This is a genomic window from Chryseobacterium sp. 2P (assembly GCF_059579425.1).
Map to the genome: position 1 here is coordinate 4,112,946 of NZ_CM184194.1, position 18,901 is coordinate 4,131,846.

An 18,901-nucleotide genomic window follows, 5' to 3' on the forward strand; every position below is an offset into this window, starting at 1 on the left:
CCCTATTTTTGTGAAATGAGTCAAAAATGGATTTACAAGCCCGAACCCGATGAGGAAATTGTGGATGGATTAAGTTCGTCTCTTGGTTTTGGAACTTTTGAATCTAAACTCCTCGTTCTCAGAGGAATTGACAATTATCAAAAGGCAAGAGAATTTTTTAAACCCAACCTTAACGACATTCACAGTCCGTTTTTAATGGCAGATATGCAAAAAGCTGTAGAGCGGATCGCCACTGCAATTGAGAATGGAGAAAAAATATTGGTATACGGAGATTATGACGTGGACGGAACAACTGCCGTTGCACTGATGTATCTGTACCTCAGCAAAATTGTTCAGAAAAAATATTTAGATTATTATATTCCCGACAGAAATTCTGAAGGGTACGGAATTTCCACCGAAGGAATCGACTTTGCGAAAGAAAACGGCTTTTCGCTAATTATCGCTTTAGACTGCGGAATCAAAGCATTAGACATGATCAGCTATGCCAAAAGTCTTGATATTGATTTTATCATCTGCGATCACCATTTACCCGGCGAAGAAATTCCTGACGCTGTTGCTGTTCTGGATCCGAAAAGAAGCGACTGCCGCTATCCTTTCAAAGAACTTTCCGGTTGCGGAGTTGGTTTTAAACTTTGTCAGGGACTGAATACGATTTATAAACTTCCTGAAGCAGAACTGTTTGAATTAACAGATCTTCTTGCGATTTCCATTGCCGCAGATATCGTTTCAATGACCGGAGAAAACAGGGTTTTGGCTAAAATGGGACTGAAAACTCTTCGAAAAACGAGAAATTTAGGCTTAAGATTATTAATTCCTGAAGACAAGCTTTCTCATTTTGAAATTTCAAATATTGTGTTTGAAATTGCGCCGAAAATTAATGCTGCCGGAAGAATTTCGCACGGAAAAGCAGCCGTTGAGCTTATGGTTTCGGATAACCTGAAACACGCCCATCAGATCGTGAGCGACATCATGAATCTTAACGATGAAAGGCGTGAACTGGATATGAATTCTACCCTTTCTGCTTTGAATCAGGTTATTGAATCTCAGCAGGAAACAAAATATACAACCATCGTTTATCATCCGGAATGGAATAAAGGAGTGATCGGAATTGTAGCTTCGAGACTGATTGAAACCTACTACAAACCTACTCTCGTTTTTACCGATGGAAATAATGGGGAAATGGTGGCTTCGGCGAGATCAGTTTCAGATTTTGATGTTCACGAAGCACTGGATATGTGTTCGGAATATTTTTTAAAATTCGGAGGACATCATGCTGCAGCAGGACTTTCTATGGAGAAAGAAAAATTTGCGGCTTTCAAAGAAAAATTTGAACGGGTGGTTTCCGAAAAAATCAAAGAACATCAGAAAGAGCCTTCGATCACGATAGATTCGGAAATACAGATTGATGAAATCAACAGGGAATTTATCAATTTCCACAGAAAACTGGCACCTTTCGGACCTCATAATATGAAACCGATTCTTACATTAACGAATCAGAAAATTTCGGGGTATATCAAAACGATGGGGAAAGATAATAATCATCTTAAATTCTATATCAAGCAGGAATCCACCGGAAGAAATATTGAATGTGTAGGCTTTAAATTAGGACAGTTTGCCGATGATTTCAGAAATAAATATTTTGATCTTGCCTTTACGCTGGAAGAAAACCACTGGAAAGGGAATGTAACGCATTATCTGAATATTAAAGATGTAAAATTCAGGGATTAGAAGTTGGTTATGAAAAAAATTGGTTTATTTTTCGGTTCGTTTAACCCGATTCATATTGGTCATTTAATTTTAGCCAATTACATTCTGGAAAATTCCGATATGGATGAATTGTGGTTTGTGGTAAGTCCGCAAAATCCTTTTAAAGAAAAAAAATCTTTGTTAAAAGATCATAACCGACTGGATATGGTGCAGCTTGCGGTAAAAAATTATCCGAGAATGCGCGCTTCAAATGTGGAGTTTTCATTGCCACAGCCAAGTTATACAATTGATACACTTACTTATCTTCATGAGAAATATCCCGACTATTCTTTTAGTTTAATCATGGGAGAAGACAATCTGGAAAGCCTTCATAAATGGAAGAATGCTGAAACTTTAATTAAGAATCATCACATCATTGTTTATCCGAGAGTTTTTGAAGGTGAAAAGAAAGATTCTGAATACCTTCAGCACGAAAATATTTCTCTAATCAACGCGCCGGTTATTGAACTTTCCGCAACAGAAATCCGAAACATGATTAAAAGCGGAAAAAATGTAAGACCGATGCTTCCTCCCGAAGTTTTTGATTATCTGGATGGGAGCAGTTTTTATAAGTAATTTTATATTTAGAAAATTAAAAATTAGAATTTAGAATTAATAATTGCAATTTTTTTCAACTCATAAACCGAATTTTCAATTCAATACTATGAACTTCATCGAAAAATTTTTCTTAAAATATCCTCAGGAAAAGATCATTAAGTGGTTTAAAAATATCTGCCTTGCAGAAGCCGTTTCGTGGTTTTTTCTTTTCACGGCAATGATCTGGATCCGCACCAATCCCGATGAAATTCTTCCTATTGTTTACATCAGCACCATCGGAAGCATTCACGGATTCTTTTTTTCTCTTTATCTAATCTTTTTACCTGCGGTAAGAAAAATTTACGTTTGGGACGATGAAGACAGTGTTTTTGCCTTAATTGCCGCCTTCTTCCCATTTGCCACGATCTGGATTGATAAAAAACTTGCCCGTTTCGACAGAGAGTAATACCTAAACATACAAAAAGGACCTTTTCGGTCCTTTTTAAATTTTAGAATGTAATGATTTTTACATATCGCGTTTCACATGACCAGTTGCTGTGAACGTATGGCTTCCTGTTGTATTGGTATAAGTTCCGTTAACTGTGAAATCAATATAATCTCCAACCACACCGAAAGTAGAGATATTGACGGTTAAATTTCCGTTGCTCGGTGTAATCACTGCCCCCGAAAGCTCAAACATATAATCCGTAGTAAAACTTGCAGCAACGCCCATCATATTGTTCTGAGTCATGGAAAAGTATGGTCCTGCAGGATTTACAGAGTTTATTCTCAGCTGTTTTGATGGTAAATTCGGTGTAGGCGAAGTAAGTCCGGACCATTGTGCGTTAAATGATCCCAGAACATAAGTCACTGCCTGATTATCGATTTTATAACTGACAAACTCGCTTACAGAATTGCAAACCGTAATATTTCCCAAATTAACTGTATTGGTAGTTGCTGTAAAAGTAACTTCTCCGGTAGTCTGAAGATTGGCAACATCAAATCCTTCATAAATAAACTGTGGATTTGAAGTACACGAATAAGTACTCATGGTAAAGCTTCCATTGGCATTTACAGGAACCGAAAGATAATTGAAATAGTTTGTTCCTGTAGCATTTCGCAATATCACATAACCGTCTGTAACATCTGTATTGGCACAGGTTTTCAAATTTCCCTGGATGGTATAGCTTGTTGAAGCAGAAGGATTAATTGTAATATCTGCTATCGTTGTTATAACTCCTGCCGGAAATGGTCCTACATTAGAAGTATAAATGACGTTATTACAAATATCATAAACTTTTAAATTAAGGACTTCATTTGCAGGAACAATTCCCGAAACCATTCCCATATTGTCCGTTATACCATAAGTCTCATACGTTTGAGAGGCTCTCTTTAAAGTTACTTTAATATTCGGAAGAACCTGTCCTGCAGTATTTTTCACTGTTACTTTCATGGTTGCCTGCTCAAACTGAGCATCATAATTCCACCAGGAAAAATGGCTTACTGTTCCCACATAAGTATTTCCGACTTTTGTGGCAGAACCTTCCTCATTCCACATTCCTGTTTGTTCATTGTAAGACCAAAGCGGAATCGTTGCCGGAGAAGAGGAAGTCTGTGAAGCGTCAATAGGTACTGTAATTTCTGCGGTATGTCCGTTAGCAATCTGAAGATTCTGTCCGGAACTTCCTGTCAGCTGAACATGTACCATCCCGAAAGTCTCCATGACTCTCGCGTTCCCGCCTGAATTTGTCGCAAGCAGTGATCCCGGCATCAATTCATTAAGATAGGGATTGGAGGAGGCCAGATTAAACAAAGCAACCTGTACACTTCCTGTATAGGCATTTCCGTTCGCATCTTTAAAGCTTCCGTCGAACTTTACTTTTGTTCCGTTCGGAAGAGAAACCGTAGAACTTGAACCCGAAGAAATTGTGGAAGTTGTGGCTGCAGGAATCATCATGATGTTTACTCTGTTCATTCCATTGGTAGGAACCAGAACACGCGAAGCATTTACAAATCCTGCTTTTGTAACTTTTACATGGGCAAAATTTTCTTTTACAGAGGCATTTTTAAATGTAAAGAAACCTTTGAGGTTCGTGGTGACTGTAGCTGTACCTATGGTAACCGCAGCACCGGAAACAGGTGCACCATTGATGTCTAAAACCACGCCCTGAAAGTTTTTTTGTACATCATTTCCAAAATTATAATTGGATTGGGGATTCGACGTGTTGTTATCGATCTCTATGAAAGATTCATCTTTACAGGAAAAAATTAATGATAACAACAAAAAAAGGAGATAAAATTTTCTCATATGCTAATATTTTTAAGTTTTAACTAAATTAATCATAAAATACATTCACTTTTCTTTTTATTGAGATTTTAATTAATTATTATTTAAAAACTGAAAATTATTTGGAGCCGTGTAATAGAATTCAGACTTGAATTGTCTAAATAAATAGCAAACCTACTACGATTAAAAATTTTATACAAAATTTTACTAACTGAAAATCAAATAGTTAAATTTTAATTAAAAACATTTTAAGTACTTTGTATTGCAAGATACTTAATTTATTATATATCTTTGCAATGTTAAATAATAACAAATACAAGCTATTAAACTCTCTAAAATATTATATCATGAAAACGACCATTCTTATCGCAGCTATATTCTTCAGTGGATTATCTTTCGCACAGCAAACCAAAAAAGATACTGTAAAAACAAAAAGCATAGAAGGGGTTACTTTAACCAAGCAGGTTTTCAAAAAACAAAGCGACCGTTTTGTCTATGATGTTGCTGCGTCTCCGATTGCAAAAGGAAATACAACGTTCGATATTCTGAAGCAGACTCCTCTTTTGTCTACAACGGACGATAAAACGTTAAAAATTGCAGGGAAAAATAATGCGCTGATCTACATTAACGGCAGAAAAAGCAATATGGATGCGGAATCTTTGGTTCAGTTTCTGAAAAATACACCCGCAGAAAATATTCAAAAAATTGAAGTGATTACGGTTCCGGGAAGTGAATATCAGGTGGAATCTTCCGATGGGATCATCAATATCGTGCTGAAGAAAAAAATGAGCGACGGAACCAGCGGAAACATGAGAATGTCTAATACCCAGAGTAAATACAATGCAAGCAACGCCAGTTTCTCCGTAAATTACAGAAAAGACAAACTGGGAATTAATGCGAATCTTAGCGGTGGCGAAAATATCAATCCGCAGTCTTATATTCTCAGAAACCGATCTGAAAATGTACAGAATGAATCTGTAGGGAATATTGATGATCCAAACAAAAATTTAGGCGGATATCTGAATATTGATTATCTGTTGAATGACAAAAGTAATCTGGCTTTATCATGGAATACATGGGCAAACAAAAGCTACAATTCTACGATTGATCTGATGAACACGATTACAAAATATGATACTAACGGAAATATACTTTCAACCGCCTACACTAAAACCAAAAATAAAGAGGACGCAAGAAGTTACAACAATTCTGTAAATTTAAACTATGAAGTAAAGCTTGATTCTTTAGGAAGCAAACTGAACGTGAATGCAGCTTATCTTAATTATAAAAGATTTCAGTACACGAATAACAACACGCTGATTCAGGATGCGGCAGGAAATTTCACACAAAACAGCAGCAAAATAATTCAGGATCTTCCGCAGGTTATCAATAATTTTTCCGGGACGGTGGATTATATTCAGAAATTTAAAAACGATTTTACGTTCTCTGCCGGAGGAAATTACAATAAAACAAAAACAGACAACGATACCAAAAACTACGCTTATCCATACGATCTTTCCGGTAACCAGTTAGCTTCTCAAAATGATTTTAACCATTTTATTTACAATGAAAATATTTATGGCCTGTATGTAACTTTTGAAAAGAAGTTTTCGGATAAGTTCTCGGGAAAAATCGGGGCAAGATATGAAATCACGAACAGCTTAGGAACCGCAGACAGTTGGAAAAACAATGTAGAAACCAATCAGCAGATCGAAAGAAATTATAATAATCTTTTACCTTATTTGAGTTTTAATTATGCTATTAATGATAAGAACAATATTTCCTATTCCTTTTCAAGCCGAATGAGAAGACCAAGCTTCTGGGAATTGAACCCTGTAAAGAATCTGATCACAGAAGATAATTATACCCAGAATAATCCTTTCGTAAAGGCATCTTCCACTTACAATCAGGAGTTAACATATATGTACAAAAATTCTTACTTCCTGATTTTGAATCATACCTATGAAAAAGACCAGATTACGCAGGTTCCGTTGCAGAGAAGCTATATTGATCCGAAAACCAATCAGAAAAGAGTTCAGTTAGCCTACATCAGAACCAATTTCGGAGACAAGCAGGAAATGTCTGCCATGCTGGGAATTCAGAAATCTTTATTCAAGCAATATCTTACATTAAACTTCAATGCGGGTGTTCAGTATAACATCAACAACGGAACATTAGATACAGATCCTACAACAGGACAGGTTTTTGACACTTATGTAAACAACAGAAAATCTGCAAGTATGGTGATTACCAGTAACAATACCATCCGTTTAGACAAAAAGAAAACATGGTTCTTAGGCGTAAATTTCTTCTATGTGGATAAACAGCAGATAGAACTTGGTATGCTGAAAAACTTAGCGAGTTTAGATCTGAGCATTAAGAAAAACTGGAACGACTGGACTTTTGCGGTAAATCTGAATGATGTTTTAAGAACCAACGTAGTGGAAATTGAAGATTTACAGGCTTCCGGAAATTACAACTACATTAAAAACGACATGTACAAAAGAAGCATTAATGTAAGCATTACTTACAATTTCGGAAACCAGAAAGTGAAAAAGGTAAGAAACATCGAAAGTGCTTCAGACGAAATTAAAAACAGAACCAGATAACAATCATTTCTTCATATAAATCATTTTTGTGGTAAACTCGCTGAGAAATCGGCGAGTTTTTTTATTTTTAATTAAAATTCAATGATGAAGAGTCGTTTAATTGTTTTAACAGGTTTATTTCTTCTTACACTTTTAAATTGTAAACAAAACACCATTGATTTAGGCAACGGTCAGTCTTTCACCATAGAGAAAAATATTTCCTATGGAAAAGATAAGGAACAGAAAATGGACGTTTATATTCCTAAGGCTTCTTTAAAAGATAAAGATGTTTTCGTAGTTATTCACGGTGGCGGTTGGCGCGGCGGAAGGAAATCTCAGCTTACAGATTTCACCTATGATCTGATGAAAAAATTTCCTGAAAATATTTTTATCAATCTGGATTATCGCCTTGCATCATCCAAACGCTTTGCTCTTCCCAATCAAACGGATGATATTACCAATGCCATAAACTATTTAGAAAAAACCTTAAAAATCTACCCCAAATATATTCTTCTCGGGAATAGCGCAGGAGCGCATTTAGCAATGTTGTATGCTTATAAATTTGATCCGGACAGAAAGGTAAAAGCGGTTATCAATATCGTCGGACCTACAGATTTGAATGATCCCGGATTTAAAAATTATGAAGATTATGCTTTTGTAGAAAAATATTTGATCGATCCTAAAATCGTTGACAGCAAAACAACGCTTATGGATTTCGGGAGTCCAGTTCACTGGATTAATCCAACTTCTGCTCCTACCCTTTCTTATTACGGAATTAATGACCATGTGGTTCCACCATCTCAGCAAAAAACTTTAGATTCCTCTCTCACAAAAAACAAAGTCTATCATGAATCGTATCAATTTACCGGAGATCACCTCGGTTGGGATCAGTCTTCCAATGCAGATTTTCTGGTCAATAAAATTGAGGGGTTTATGAAGAATATAAATCCTTAAAATTCTTTAGATGTACAGAATAGTATTTTTTCTTTTAATAACAGCTCAGTTATATAAATCTCAAAATAAACGTTTTGTTTACGAATACAGTTTCGCAGAAGATTCCACGCATCTTGATATTAAGAAAAAAGAATTTCTGAATCTTGATATTCATAAAAACAGTTCCCGATTTTATTCTTCCGATATTCCCGAACAGGACTCTTTAGTAAGAATTAAAGAGAAACCGAAAGATAAATTTCCTTATCAGGGAATTCAGTATTTAGACGTTATTGTAAAAAATTATCCAGATTTTAATATGACATTGTATACAAGCTGTCAGAATTATTATCAGGTAAACATGCAGAAAAAACCTAAATGGAAAATCTTTCCTGAAAAAGAAAAGATTTTAAATTTTTTAGCTCAAAAAGCAACAACTACATTCTATAACAGAAAATGGACAGTCTGGTTTACAACTGATATTCCCATTCAGGACGGTCCTTATTTGCTCCATGGCTTACCTGGGTTAATTGTAAAAGCAGAAGACGAGAAGAAAGGAATTTCATTTCAGCTCGTAGAGATAAAATCACTTCGAAATTCAGATCCGAAAGAACTTCCATATTATTTCAGACATAAGCTTATTTTAGTAACAGAAAATTATTTCAAAACTATTTTAAAAAATTATTTCGATAATCCTTCTCCGCAGCGGAACAATGATAACAATGATCTGAAACAAATCTTTTTTGACGGTAACGGAAAAGAAATATCAGATTCCGAATTTTATAGAATGGTGGAAAGAAACAATAAAAAAGCTTTAGAGAAAAGGAATAATCTTTTAAGATGGGATATTATAAAAAATTAATATTCTCTTTATTACTAAAAAAATAAACGCTCTGAAAAACTCAAAGCGTTTATTATATTTTTATTCCGATTTAAAAATCTCCGATCTTTCCGAAACACCATTAGCATTGAAAGCTTCGATCTGCAAATAATACGCATCCGCTCTGTCGGCTCCGGTGAAGAAATATTCGTTTTTTCCGTACACCATAATGCTTCCGTACAATTTTTCAGGAGATTTCCCCCAATAAATGACGTATCCGTCTGCATCGGAATTCTGCTGCCATTTCATCCAGATGCTTCTTCTTTCGCCGTATTTCTTAGGATCCGATCTCAACGGAACAAAATTCTGAACTTTTGGAGGAACAGTTCCCGCTCCTTTTCCAAAAACTCTGAAACCGCTTAATGCAAATTTTCCGGTGGGCATTTTCAGATTTTCCATTTTCAGAAATCTCGCTTTTGCAGGTTTTTCCAGTTCTACATAATCATGAGGAACATCTTTGGTGTTTTTGCTTTTATCCACAATAACATTCCATTTTTTACCGTCATCGGAACCATAGATTTTATACTGATGCATTTTACCCAGCGTTTTACCCATAAACTCAACATCCTGATCGGCATAATTGATCTGAATCGCATTAATGGTAGAAACCTCTCCTAAATCCGTCTGAAACCACTCTCCTGAATTCCCTGTTTTGGCACTCCAATACGTTTTAATATCTTCATCCACCGCATAATTGGAATGATAACCGCCTAAAGTGGATGAAACCTGAACCGGCTTATTGTAATTCAGCAGCATCCAACCTGCAAAAAGTCCTTTCGAAAAATCTTTTCCCTGAGCGTACTGCGGAAGATACGTCGGATAATCTCCGTAAGCCGTGTTGCAATACATTACATCATCTTTATCAAATCCGGCAGGCCAGATTCCCAAACGTCTTTCAAAATTATTTTTGGTTGAAATAAAAATGGTAGAAATGTGCCACCAGTTTTTGTAATTGTCTTCAAACGTTGCACCGTGTCCTGCTCCTCTTGCAAAACCTCCCGGTTTGTAAGAAAACGGATTATGCTGTTGATATTCAAAACCTTCTAAAGGCTTGTTACTCACATACACTCCGTCCGAATATCCGCTGAATTCCGTTGCAGGAGCTCCGTACTGAAGATAATATTTTCCGTTATGCTTCGTCATCCACGCTCCTTCTACGAAAGGCTGCAGGAAAACATTATCATTGTATTCCCCGAATCTTTCCCAGCCGTGATCTTCCGGTTTTAACCTGATCGTAGGCTTTACAAAACCTTCCGACTGAAGCGTATTAACTTTTACTTCAGTTCCCAACAAAGGCCATTCGTTGCTTGATCCCCAATACAAGTACAGCTTGTTTTTGTCTTCATCGTAATGAAATGCAGGATCCCATGCTCCGACTTTTAAAGTATCGACAGCAATTTTCCAGTCGTCTTTGGTGGGATTGGTACTTTTCCAGATCGGGAAATCCTGTTCCCATGTAGATCCGAAAACGTATAACGTATCTTTCATTGCCCAAACTGCAGGAGCGTTCAGATCGTGAGTATATTTATTGTCTCTTAAAAATTTTCGGTGGACAAACTTCCAGTCGAGCATATCGTCGCTATACCAGTATCCTTCCTGATTGGTGGAAAAAAGAAAGAGCTTGTTTTTAAAATTAACAATTACCGGATCAGCCGTAGCACGGTGTTTTCCCTGTTTTGAAAAAACTTCGAACGGAGTATACCCGTAATCAATATTAATCGGGTTACAAAATGTCTTCTGCTGAGCATTTAAACTAAAAAATCCCAACAAAAGCATGAATGAAAGGAGGCACTTCTGCATTTTCATATGTTTTAACTTTGAGGACAAAATTAATTAACTTTTTTCGGTTTTCTCCAAATAAAGCCATCCAATAAGTAATGCGTAAGCTGAGGAACGACTAATAAAGGAACTAAAAACTGAAACCAATTTAACGAAACATTCAGATTTAATGAAAAATGTTCGTTCCAAACCAATATTTCCCATAAAAATTCCTCAAAAAATGCAAATCCCAGAATGACGATAATAAATAAAAATATCCCGAAAGCAGATTTGAATAAAGAAAGACGGTTTAGATTTTGATCGTCTTTTTGTTGAATTTCTCTGATGTAAATTAAGGCGATATAAGGAATTCCGTGTGAAATGACATTCAGGAAAGTGAAAACCAAATCGTTATTAAAGTATACAATTCCGAAATACCACGAAAGATAAGTCCCTGAAATTAAAGCGATTTTTGGAATGTTAAATTGTCTTGATTTGAAAATTTCATAAACCGTTTTTACGATCCAAATCATTAAAATTCCGAAATATAAAATCTTAATGACTGGAATATAATCCGGAAGATTCTGAAGCCAGTTGAATTCATTTTGGACAAACCAAGTAAAAGCTCTCGGTGTTTTAAACCAATACAACATCGGAAAAATTGTGGCAGAATACACCGCAATTTCATCCAATTTATTACTCCAGTTATTGGGTTCAAATCTGGCATAAATTCTCATGAAACCATATTGCTGCCTGATAAAATGAAAAACAGCAATTAAAGCCAACACCGACCAAAAGGTAAGACTTCCGAACTGGTATAAAATCAACCCTAAAATCCAGCTCAATGCAGGAATTCCATAGTACAACAGTTTTCTTTTCCTGACTTCTTCTTTAACGAAATACGTTTTAAATAACGTTGAATACACATGCGCTACATCCACGAAAACAATCAGGAAAAGCCATGTGTAAAAGGAATAATGATTTTCCAGTCCCTGAATCTGTTTCTGAAATAAGAAAACAATCAGCAAAATAATGAAAGGTGGCGACAGAATAAACCAGCCGTCTGTTTTTGCTTTATGTATCCAGGGTTGTTTCATTTTTATTTTGGGGAAACCTTATAGGTTTTAAAAACCTATAAGGTTTGAATTCTTATTTTAATTTTAATCAAATTGTTGCATCTCTTTCGCGGTTCTCCATCCCTGATAAAAAGCTTCCTCGAAAATTGAAATTCCCGAAAGATCAGAATGGGCAAAGAAAATTTTTCCGTCAATCGGCTGTTTTGCTTTTTCTGAATTTCCAAAAATCTGGTTCGGAACCGGCGCAATCATCGCATGACCGATTTTGTGAAACTGCATTTCAAGGATAAAATCTTCAATCATAGGATGGGCTTTTTTCAGATCTTCCAAAACAAGGTATTTCAACTGATCTTCTTTCAGACCATATAATTTTTTTCTTGCTTTTTTACAATCATTGGTAGAAAAACTTCTGTAGTACGTAATCACTTTTTCACCCATAATCTGGTTTACATTCTGATGCTGATCGTAAATATAGCCTAAACCATCGGAACCGTAAATTACGTTATCCCAAGCCAATTCTTCGTCTCCTCCGAAATCGTTTTGTAAAGTAATCGTTGTTAAAAGCCACGGAACATAGTTAAAATGTTCAGCCCTTTTATTGTTGAAAATTCTTTCGTTGACGAATTGCGGAGTCGCAAACAGAACTTTTTCAGCAACGATCTTTTTTGTCTTTTTCTGAATATTGTCGAAACTTAAAACCTCAACATTTTTATCATTAATTTTTACCTCAAAAACTAAATTATTCGATGAAGATTTTCCTTCTGTATATTTTGAAAAATGTTTTGCCAGTCTTGCATTTCCTTCCGGCCATGTAAAAACCTGATCTTTGTATTTTTTGCTCCAGTTGTTTTTTCTTCCGGCGAAATAATGAATTCCAGCCCAAGCTGAAACATAATCGATTCCCAAACCGTAATCGTCGCGACAGGAATAATCCAACAGCCAGAGTAATTCTTCAGATGTAAAATTTTCCTGTTTCAGCCAGTTTTTGAAAATAATTTTCTCCAGTTTTAAAACCTCATCTTCACGACTGGAATCGTGAACAGGAATGGCAAACCAATATTTTCCTTCGGCATCTTTTTGATGCTGAAAATGATCCATCATTTTAAAAAACCGGTCAAATTCCGCTTTTGTTTCTTTGGAAATGCCATTTTGCGGAACAAGATCATTTTGCCATGAATTTTTAAAAAACAACCGTTCCTGTTGCGGAAAAGTCATCTGATATTCATCTAAAATCGGATCGCCGTTTTCATAGTCTCCCTGATAAATTTTGCATTCTTTCAGAAATTCGATGATTTCAGTATTTTCTTTATTCGGTAATGGCAAATAATGCGCTCCCAAAGGAAATTTTGAAAATTTGTTCTGTCCGTTAGAAGAGTTTCCGCCTAAATGATTTTCCATTTCGAGCAACAGATAATTGTTTTCCTGATTCTGACTGAAAAATCTACACGCCGAAAGTCCTGAAATTCCTCCACCAACAATAAGATACTTTGTGCGAATTTCTTCCGTAGGTTGAGGGAAATCTTTTGCCCAGAGTTTGTGCCCTAAAATATGATTGGTTCCGGTGATTTTTAGCAATAATGACTTGCCTTTTTTACTGCAATAATGTAAAAAAGGAATCATGAGACCGCCCAAGAACAGGGTTTTAAGGAAATCTTTTCTGGAAAATTGAGTAGGTTGAGTTGGCAAGATTTAATGGTTATTTTGAGATGCTTTCATAGTTGTCTTCGGGGTTCTGAAAATTGTTGATAACTCTGTGGATTCTCAACATATCATCCTGATAATCATAAATAATGTAATTGTGTTTCGTTACCAAATATTTCATAAAACCTGTATCTCTATATTTTTCGAAATATACATTCTGGTGTTCTAAAATACTTATAGCATCGTCTAACTGATCGAAAAACTTAAATGCGACTTTTTGATTCCATTTTCTTAAAAGATAAGATTCAATATCATCAATATCTTGCTGAGCCGCAATTGAAATATCAACTTTCACCGTCTGTTAGTTTTTTTAATTTCTCTCTTTTAGCTTTCATAAAGTCGTGATAAGAGACCGTTCTTCCCATTCTGAAATCTTCTTCGGATCTTTTCAACGATTCTAAAATCTCTTCATGGGTTTCGTTTCTATAAACAGGTTCCATTACTTTGGCAATAGAAAGCAGTTCTTCGGAAGTAAATCTCTTTTCTTTCATTTTTTTAAAAAAGGTCGGCTTTTTGATCCCTGTTTTTTCGATAATGTAAGAAATTTTAAATGGTGAATCTTTCAGAATCTGATCGATGTTGTTCTGGATTTCTATATATTTTTCAATTTCAGCTATCATATTTTTACAATTTAAGTATCAATTTATGATACAAATATAATAAATAATTGACACTTTTCTATTGAACTTTACCCCATTCTTCATCAAAATATCTTACTAAAATCTGGTTATCCAATCGATTGACTTCAATATCTTTGGTTTTCATATCTTTCGTAAAGTAAGAGAGTTGTGAAAAATTATAATCATAAAATTTCAGATTCGGAATTTTACGATATATTTTATTGTTGATCGGCTCAAAAGAAGCCATTGAAAATCCCCATTCTCCGAATGACGGAACATACGTGTGATATGCAGAAGTAAAAGGAAAGACCTCGTTAATTGTTTTCTCAATACACCAGAAAGATTTTGGAGCAAAATAGGGAGAAGTAGTCTGTACCACAATTTTTGTATCTAAAGTAGTGAGTCTTTCGAGTTCTCTGTAAAACTGTAAAGAATACAATTTTCCTAAACTGTAATTGGAAGGATCCGGAAAATCGATAATGATGACATCGTACTTTTTAGAGTTTTCTTTTACCCAAATGTAAGCGTCTTTATTTATCACTTTTAACTTTGGACTGGATAAAGAGCTTTGATTCAATTGGCGCATGGTTTCATTATTCCTGAAAAAATCTGTCATTTCTCCATCCAAATCCACCAAAGTGATGTCTTTTACTCCTTTGTATTTTAAAACTTCACGAACTGCGAAACCGTCTCCACCGCCGAGAATTAAAATATGATCGATCTTTTTAGCCATCGACATCGCAGGATGAACCAACGCTTCGTGATAACGGTATTCATCTACTGAAGAAAACTGCAGATTGTTATTTAAATATAATCTGAATTCGCGGCTGTTTCTGGTTAAAACGATTCTCTGGTATGGTGAGCTTTTAGTGTAAACGACATTTTCACCGTACAGTTTTTCTTCTGAAAATGATAAAATTCTGTCTGAAAAGATAAAGAGAGTGACAAGCAGAAGAAAGGCTCCGATTGATTTAACTCTTAATGAAACTGGTTTTGAAAGTTCATTTTTCAGATAAAAACATAAAAATATGGCAATGGAAATATTAACCAAGCCAAAAAACAGAGGGGTTTTTACGATTCCCAACTGCGGAATCAATACCAAAGGAAACAGAATAGAAGCCAGTAAAGCTCCGATATAATCAAAGGCGAAAACATTTGAAACGAGATCCTTGAACTGAACCCTGTCTTTCAGAATATTCATCAACAACGGAATTTCTACTCCAACCAGACAGCCCGTAAAAAACACAAAAAGGTATAAAACAGCTTCAAAATGAGCCAAAGTGTTAAACAGAATAAATAAAACCACAGAGCTTATTCCGCCGATAATCCCAACCAGAATTTCAATTTCTATGAATTTATCAATTAAATTTCCCTTGATGAATTTGGCAAAATACGATCCTACTCCCATCGAAAAAAGATAGACTCCGATGATGAAGGAAAACTGCTTCACGGAATCGCCCAAAAGATAACTCGCCAAAGCTCCCGCTACCAATTCGTAGATCAGTCCGCAGGTTGCGATGACAAACACCGAAAACATCAAAAGCAGTTCAAGAGGAATCCTCTTTTTATCCATGAATTGCTGCGCTTATGATCATTGATATCCCGATGATGAATGCTCCGAAAATAATCGCCAAAGCAGTATTTTTATTGTGAGCGATTTCGTGCCATGTTTTTTCCGGCGTTATTTTCTCAATAATTAAATAGCAAACCAGCAATATGGCTATTCCCAGAAAGGAATAAATCACTGAATTGATGACCGGTAAAAAGTTGATCTGATTCATAGTTTATATTTTTATTTGTGATAGTATCTGTAATAGCCTACTCCGGAAGAGTGATGTGTTCTTGTGGTTCCGTCTCTGTAGGTTTCTGTTTTTTCGCAGTCGCAGAATTGGTTGCCGTCAAAAGTGAGGTAAGTAAACCAGCCGACAAAAAAAACTCCGATGAGACAGAGAATCCAGTGTTCTTTTATGTAATTAATAATATTTTCCATCGTTTATGAGTAGGTGTAAGGTGAATTTGAACTGTTGTACCATTTTGATCTTTCGAAAGATTTTCTTCCGAACCAGACTGCTGCGACAAACGCGATCATAAACAAAAGAACAAACACAAAATTCCTGAAGGAAACAGGAAGCCATTCTGCCTTAATTTTAACAGATTTATTTTCGCTGACTGTAGATGTAATGGTTCCGGCTGCAAGGTTGGTATTCAAAAGGGAGTCGATATCCGCTTTTCCTAACGTCTGATGAACAAATTGTCCAAGACTGCTCACAGTGTCTTCCTTAATCATTTTTGAGCTTCCGAAAGCCGTTGTTTCCATCGTGCTGTTGTTGGTAACGTTAATGGTTCCGTTGCTATCTCTGGATAAGGTTAAACTTCCGTCTTGGGTCGCGTAATATGATGGAGGCATAACCTTTGGAGTTTCCTGTTTTTCTGCCGAAATAATAAAGTGGTATTTTCCGGGAGCAACTCCGCAGAAATTAAAACTTTCATTCTTTCTTCCTTCGCTCCAGTTTTCACCGTCTTCATAACCGTGGTATTCCTCGATGTCTTTTGAAGCAAACACAATTTCGTTGGTTTTCTCGTTCACCAATCCTAAACCGACATTTGCCCATGAATTATCCACATTGGAATATACCTCAACTTTTAACGGGGCAGAACCGCCTGATAAATCAAAGCTTTTACTGACCATTTCTTTATTGCGGACATCTGCAAAATTAATTTCCTGCTCGAAAACCGATTTATTGGTTCTCGTCCCGACTACATACAATTGGATCAGACTAATTAGTAATGCCGAAACCGCCATAATATTAATGGTGTGTTTTACATTTACATAAAACGGCTGAACAATTCCTATTCCTGAATAATTGGGAAGGTTAGAAATTCCGAACGCTTTTTTTACTTTGTATTTTGAGATGTGTTTGCCGAAGAAGAATTCAATTTTTCCCTTCGACTGCTCTTGGGAAATCATCTGAGTTGCATTCACATATTCCTTGTATGTTGCCAGTCCGAAATTCAGTTTATCTTCAAAAAAACCTGCAGCAGAATGAATGGTGCATTCTGTAGTTTCGTACCAGCGGTAATTTCTTCCATGCAGTTCCACTGCTTTTCCGTTCATCTTTTTCTTTACATCCATTGCATTAATGATATGAAGAAAAGTCCAGTGTCCATCACTCTCACTTAAGAAAGCATCTTCTCCTTTTGTATCTTTTAAATAATATTCTCTCCAAAAGATACTGGTTCCGTATTTTCGGATGATAATTCCGGTAACGGTATATTCTGTATTGTCGATGATTCCTTTCTGCCCGATATCCAATACAACATTTTCTGTAGGAACTTTGATGTGTTTCTGATGTTTATTATTTTCGACATCAATAAGATAAGAACAGGTCTTACAGACATATTCTTTTATATCGAAAGTAAGATCCAGTTTATTTCCGGATTCGCAGGCGGGACAAACGTAAAACATTTTTTATCTGTAAATTTTGTGTTTCTGAATGGTTTTAGCTTTAAAATAGTCTATTACTTCATCTGCAATTTTTTCAACTTTTTCTGTGTTATCCTGCAGATAATTGCAGAGAAAAACATCAAAAGTAAGTTGTTTAAATTCCGGCCACGTATGAATACAGAGGTGGGATTCTTTAAGACAAACCGCGGAAGTAAAGCTGTTATTTTCAAAAATATGACTGGTAATTCCTACAATTTCCACGTCTTTTGTTGCGAGCATATCTTTGGTAAATGCCAAGAAACCGTCACCGTCTATTAACAAAGCTTCTGACTCCGTTTCCAAAGTCAGAAGAATATGTAAACCTTTGCTGGTTAATGATTCCAATTCAATGTATTTTCAGCAAATATATTATTTTTTTGGTAAGAAAACTTCTGCAAGCATACAACGTGCGCTTCCGCCTCCGTTTACTTCAATGGTATTTAAATCTGAGTAGATGACTTCACAGTGTTTTTCAATTGCTGCAACCTGATCCTGATGTAAGGATTTATAAGCGGTTTCGCTCATCACCAAAAATTTCTGTCCGTCTTTATTATTTACCTGAAGCATATTTCCTGCAAACTGCTGCATCTGCTCTTCAGAAATTTCAATAATTTCTTTTCCTGAGTTTTTAATGGTTTCAATGACTTTGCTTCTTTCGAGTTCATCATCGATACAATCCAGACAGATTACCACAAATTTATCTGCTACACACATCATCACGTTGGTGTGGTAAATCGGAAGTCTTTCTTCTCCAACGGTTTGGAATGAATGGAAAACAACCGGTGTAAAACCGTACTTTTCGCAAAATTCTCTGAACAGGTTTTCATCCAGTCTTAAAGAAACCGAACCGTAAGCAATTTTGTTATCGTGATCGAAGATCATGCTTCCTGTTCCTTCCAAAAAATGTCCCTGTGTTTCAGGAAAAGACCAGTCGTCGATTTCCGCTACTTCAAATCCCTGTTCTTTAATGGTTTCAATGATATCGTCTCTTCTTTCTACTCTTCTGTTGGAAGCAAACATCGGATATAAAACCACTTTTCCGTCTTTGTGAAAACTTACCCAGTTGTTCGGGAAAATAGAATCCGGAGTGTGCGGATCTAATGTATCTTTTACTGTGATGACGTTAATTCCTTTGCTTCTTAATTTTTCAACAAAAGCTTTAAATTCAGACAAAGCTTTGAACTGGGTATCGAAACCTTTCTGCTCTACCTGAAAATAATTGTTTTTTGCCGTTTCTGCATTAAATCCGAATGCAATCGGCTCTATCATTAATACTGTATCTGTTGTCTGCATA

Annotated in this window: 18 protein-coding genes; 6 read left to right on the forward strand and 12 right to left on the reverse strand. The window is 35.8% G+C overall.

The features are described from left to right. Positions 1-15 precede the first annotated feature (15 nt). The 3 genes from recJ (at position 16) to AC52CF_RS18730 (ending at position 2,749) form a co-directional block, all read left to right on the forward strand. Positions 16-1,728, forward strand: coding sequence for a single-stranded-DNA-specific exonuclease RecJ (gene recJ, locus AC52CF_RS18720; protein WP_214588364.1), 1,713 nt, complete (start codon positions 16-18; stop codon positions 1,726-1,728). 9 nt (positions 1,729-1,737) lie between these two features. Beyond that, complete coding sequence (nadD, locus tag AC52CF_RS18725) at positions 1,738-2,322, forward strand: nicotinate (nicotinamide) nucleotide adenylyltransferase (protein WP_087707954.1); 585 nt, start codon at positions 1,738-1,740, stop codon at positions 2,320-2,322. 88 nt (positions 2,323-2,410) lie between these two features. After that, positions 2,411-2,749 carry a DUF3817 domain-containing protein gene (locus AC52CF_RS18730; protein ID WP_214588363.1) on the forward strand — a complete coding sequence of 113 codons (339 nt, stop codon included), beginning with the start codon at positions 2,411-2,413 and terminating at the stop codon, positions 2,747-2,749. Positions 2,750-2,809: 60 nt separating this feature from the next. On the opposite strand, the gene AC52CF_RS18735 is transcribed toward AC52CF_RS18730, so the two are convergent. After that, entirely contained in the window at positions 2,810-4,591 is a 1,782-nt protein-coding gene (locus AC52CF_RS18735) for a carboxypeptidase-like regulatory domain-containing protein (RefSeq protein WP_496517549.1), read from the reverse strand. A gap of 326 nt (positions 4,592-4,917) precedes the next feature. Between AC52CF_RS18735 and AC52CF_RS18740 the strand changes: the two genes are divergently transcribed. The 3 genes from AC52CF_RS18740 (at position 4,918) to AC52CF_RS18750 (ending at position 8,950) form a co-directional block, all read left to right on the forward strand. Next, complete coding sequence (locus AC52CF_RS18740) at positions 4,918-7,179, forward strand: TonB-dependent receptor domain-containing protein (RefSeq protein ID WP_496517550.1); 2,262 nt, start codon at positions 4,918-4,920, stop codon at positions 7,177-7,179. Between the two features lie 81 nt (positions 7,180-7,260). After that, positions 7,261-8,112, forward strand: coding sequence for an alpha/beta hydrolase fold domain-containing protein (locus AC52CF_RS18745; protein WP_496517551.1), 852 nt, complete (start codon positions 7,261-7,263; stop codon positions 8,110-8,112). 10 nt (positions 8,113-8,122) lie between these two features. Next, positions 8,123-8,950, forward strand: coding sequence for a GLPGLI family protein (locus tag AC52CF_RS18750; RefSeq protein WP_496517552.1), 828 nt, complete (start codon positions 8,123-8,125; stop codon positions 8,948-8,950). 60 nt (positions 8,951-9,010) lie between these two features. Here the strand turns inward: AC52CF_RS18750 and AC52CF_RS18755 are convergent, their stop codons facing one another. The 11 genes from AC52CF_RS18755 to ctlX form a co-directional block, all read right to left on the reverse strand. After that, positions 9,011-10,768, reverse strand: a complete 1,758-nt coding sequence (locus AC52CF_RS18755) for a discoidin domain-containing protein (protein ID WP_496517553.1) — start codon at positions 10,766-10,768, stop codon at positions 9,011-9,013. A gap of 29 nt (positions 10,769-10,797) precedes the next feature. Next, a complete protein-coding gene (locus AC52CF_RS18760) occupies positions 10,798-11,823 on the reverse strand; it encodes a hypothetical protein (RefSeq protein ID WP_496517554.1) in 1,026 nt (341 codons plus the stop codon). A gap of 63 nt (positions 11,824-11,886) precedes the next feature. Next, the gene (locus tag AC52CF_RS18765; RefSeq protein WP_496517555.1) at positions 11,887-13,377 is read right to left on the reverse strand and encodes an NAD(P)/FAD-dependent oxidoreductase; all 1,491 of its coding nucleotides are present in this window, start codon (positions 13,375-13,377) and stop codon (positions 11,887-11,889) included. A gap of 121 nt (positions 13,378-13,498) precedes the next feature. Beyond that, on the reverse strand, positions 13,499-13,798 hold the full coding sequence (locus AC52CF_RS18770) for a type II toxin-antitoxin system RelE/ParE family toxin (RefSeq protein ID WP_496517556.1): 300 nt from the start codon (positions 13,796-13,798) through the stop codon (positions 13,499-13,501). After that, a complete protein-coding gene (locus tag AC52CF_RS18775; protein WP_214588357.1) occupies positions 13,788-14,123 on the reverse strand; it encodes a hypothetical protein in 336 nt (111 codons plus the stop codon). Before AC52CF_RS18775 ends, AC52CF_RS18770 begins: the two co-directional genes overlap by 11 nt. 58 nt (positions 14,124-14,181) lie before the next feature. Then, on the reverse strand, positions 14,182-15,696 hold the full coding sequence (locus AC52CF_RS18780; protein WP_496517557.1) for a polyamine aminopropyltransferase: 1,515 nt from the start codon (positions 15,694-15,696) through the stop codon (positions 14,182-14,184). Beyond that, a complete protein-coding gene (locus AC52CF_RS18785) occupies positions 15,689-15,904 on the reverse strand; it encodes a DUF350 domain-containing protein (protein WP_214588355.1) in 216 nt (71 codons plus the stop codon). Before AC52CF_RS18785 ends, AC52CF_RS18780 begins: the two co-directional genes overlap by 8 nt. A gap of 11 nt (positions 15,905-15,915) precedes the next feature. Beyond that, a complete protein-coding gene (locus AC52CF_RS18790) occupies positions 15,916-16,113 on the reverse strand; it encodes a hypothetical protein (RefSeq protein ID WP_214588354.1) in 198 nt (65 codons plus the stop codon). A 3-nt stretch (positions 16,114-16,116) separates the two neighbouring features. After that, on the reverse strand, positions 16,117-17,589 hold the full coding sequence (locus tag AC52CF_RS18795; protein WP_214588353.1) for a DUF4178 domain-containing protein: 1,473 nt from the start codon (positions 17,587-17,589) through the stop codon (positions 16,117-16,119). Positions 17,590-17,592: 3 nt separating this feature from the next. Beyond that, positions 17,593-17,952, reverse strand: coding sequence for an S-adenosylmethionine decarboxylase family protein (locus AC52CF_RS18800; RefSeq protein WP_214588352.1), 360 nt, complete (start codon positions 17,950-17,952; stop codon positions 17,593-17,595). 24 nt (positions 17,953-17,976) lie between these two features. Further along, positions 17,977-18,900: a citrulline utilization hydrolase CtlX gene (ctlX, locus tag AC52CF_RS18805; protein WP_214591176.1), complete on the reverse strand. Its 924-nt coding sequence runs from the start codon at positions 18,898-18,900 to the stop codon at positions 17,977-17,979. Position 18,901 lies beyond the last annotated feature (1 nt).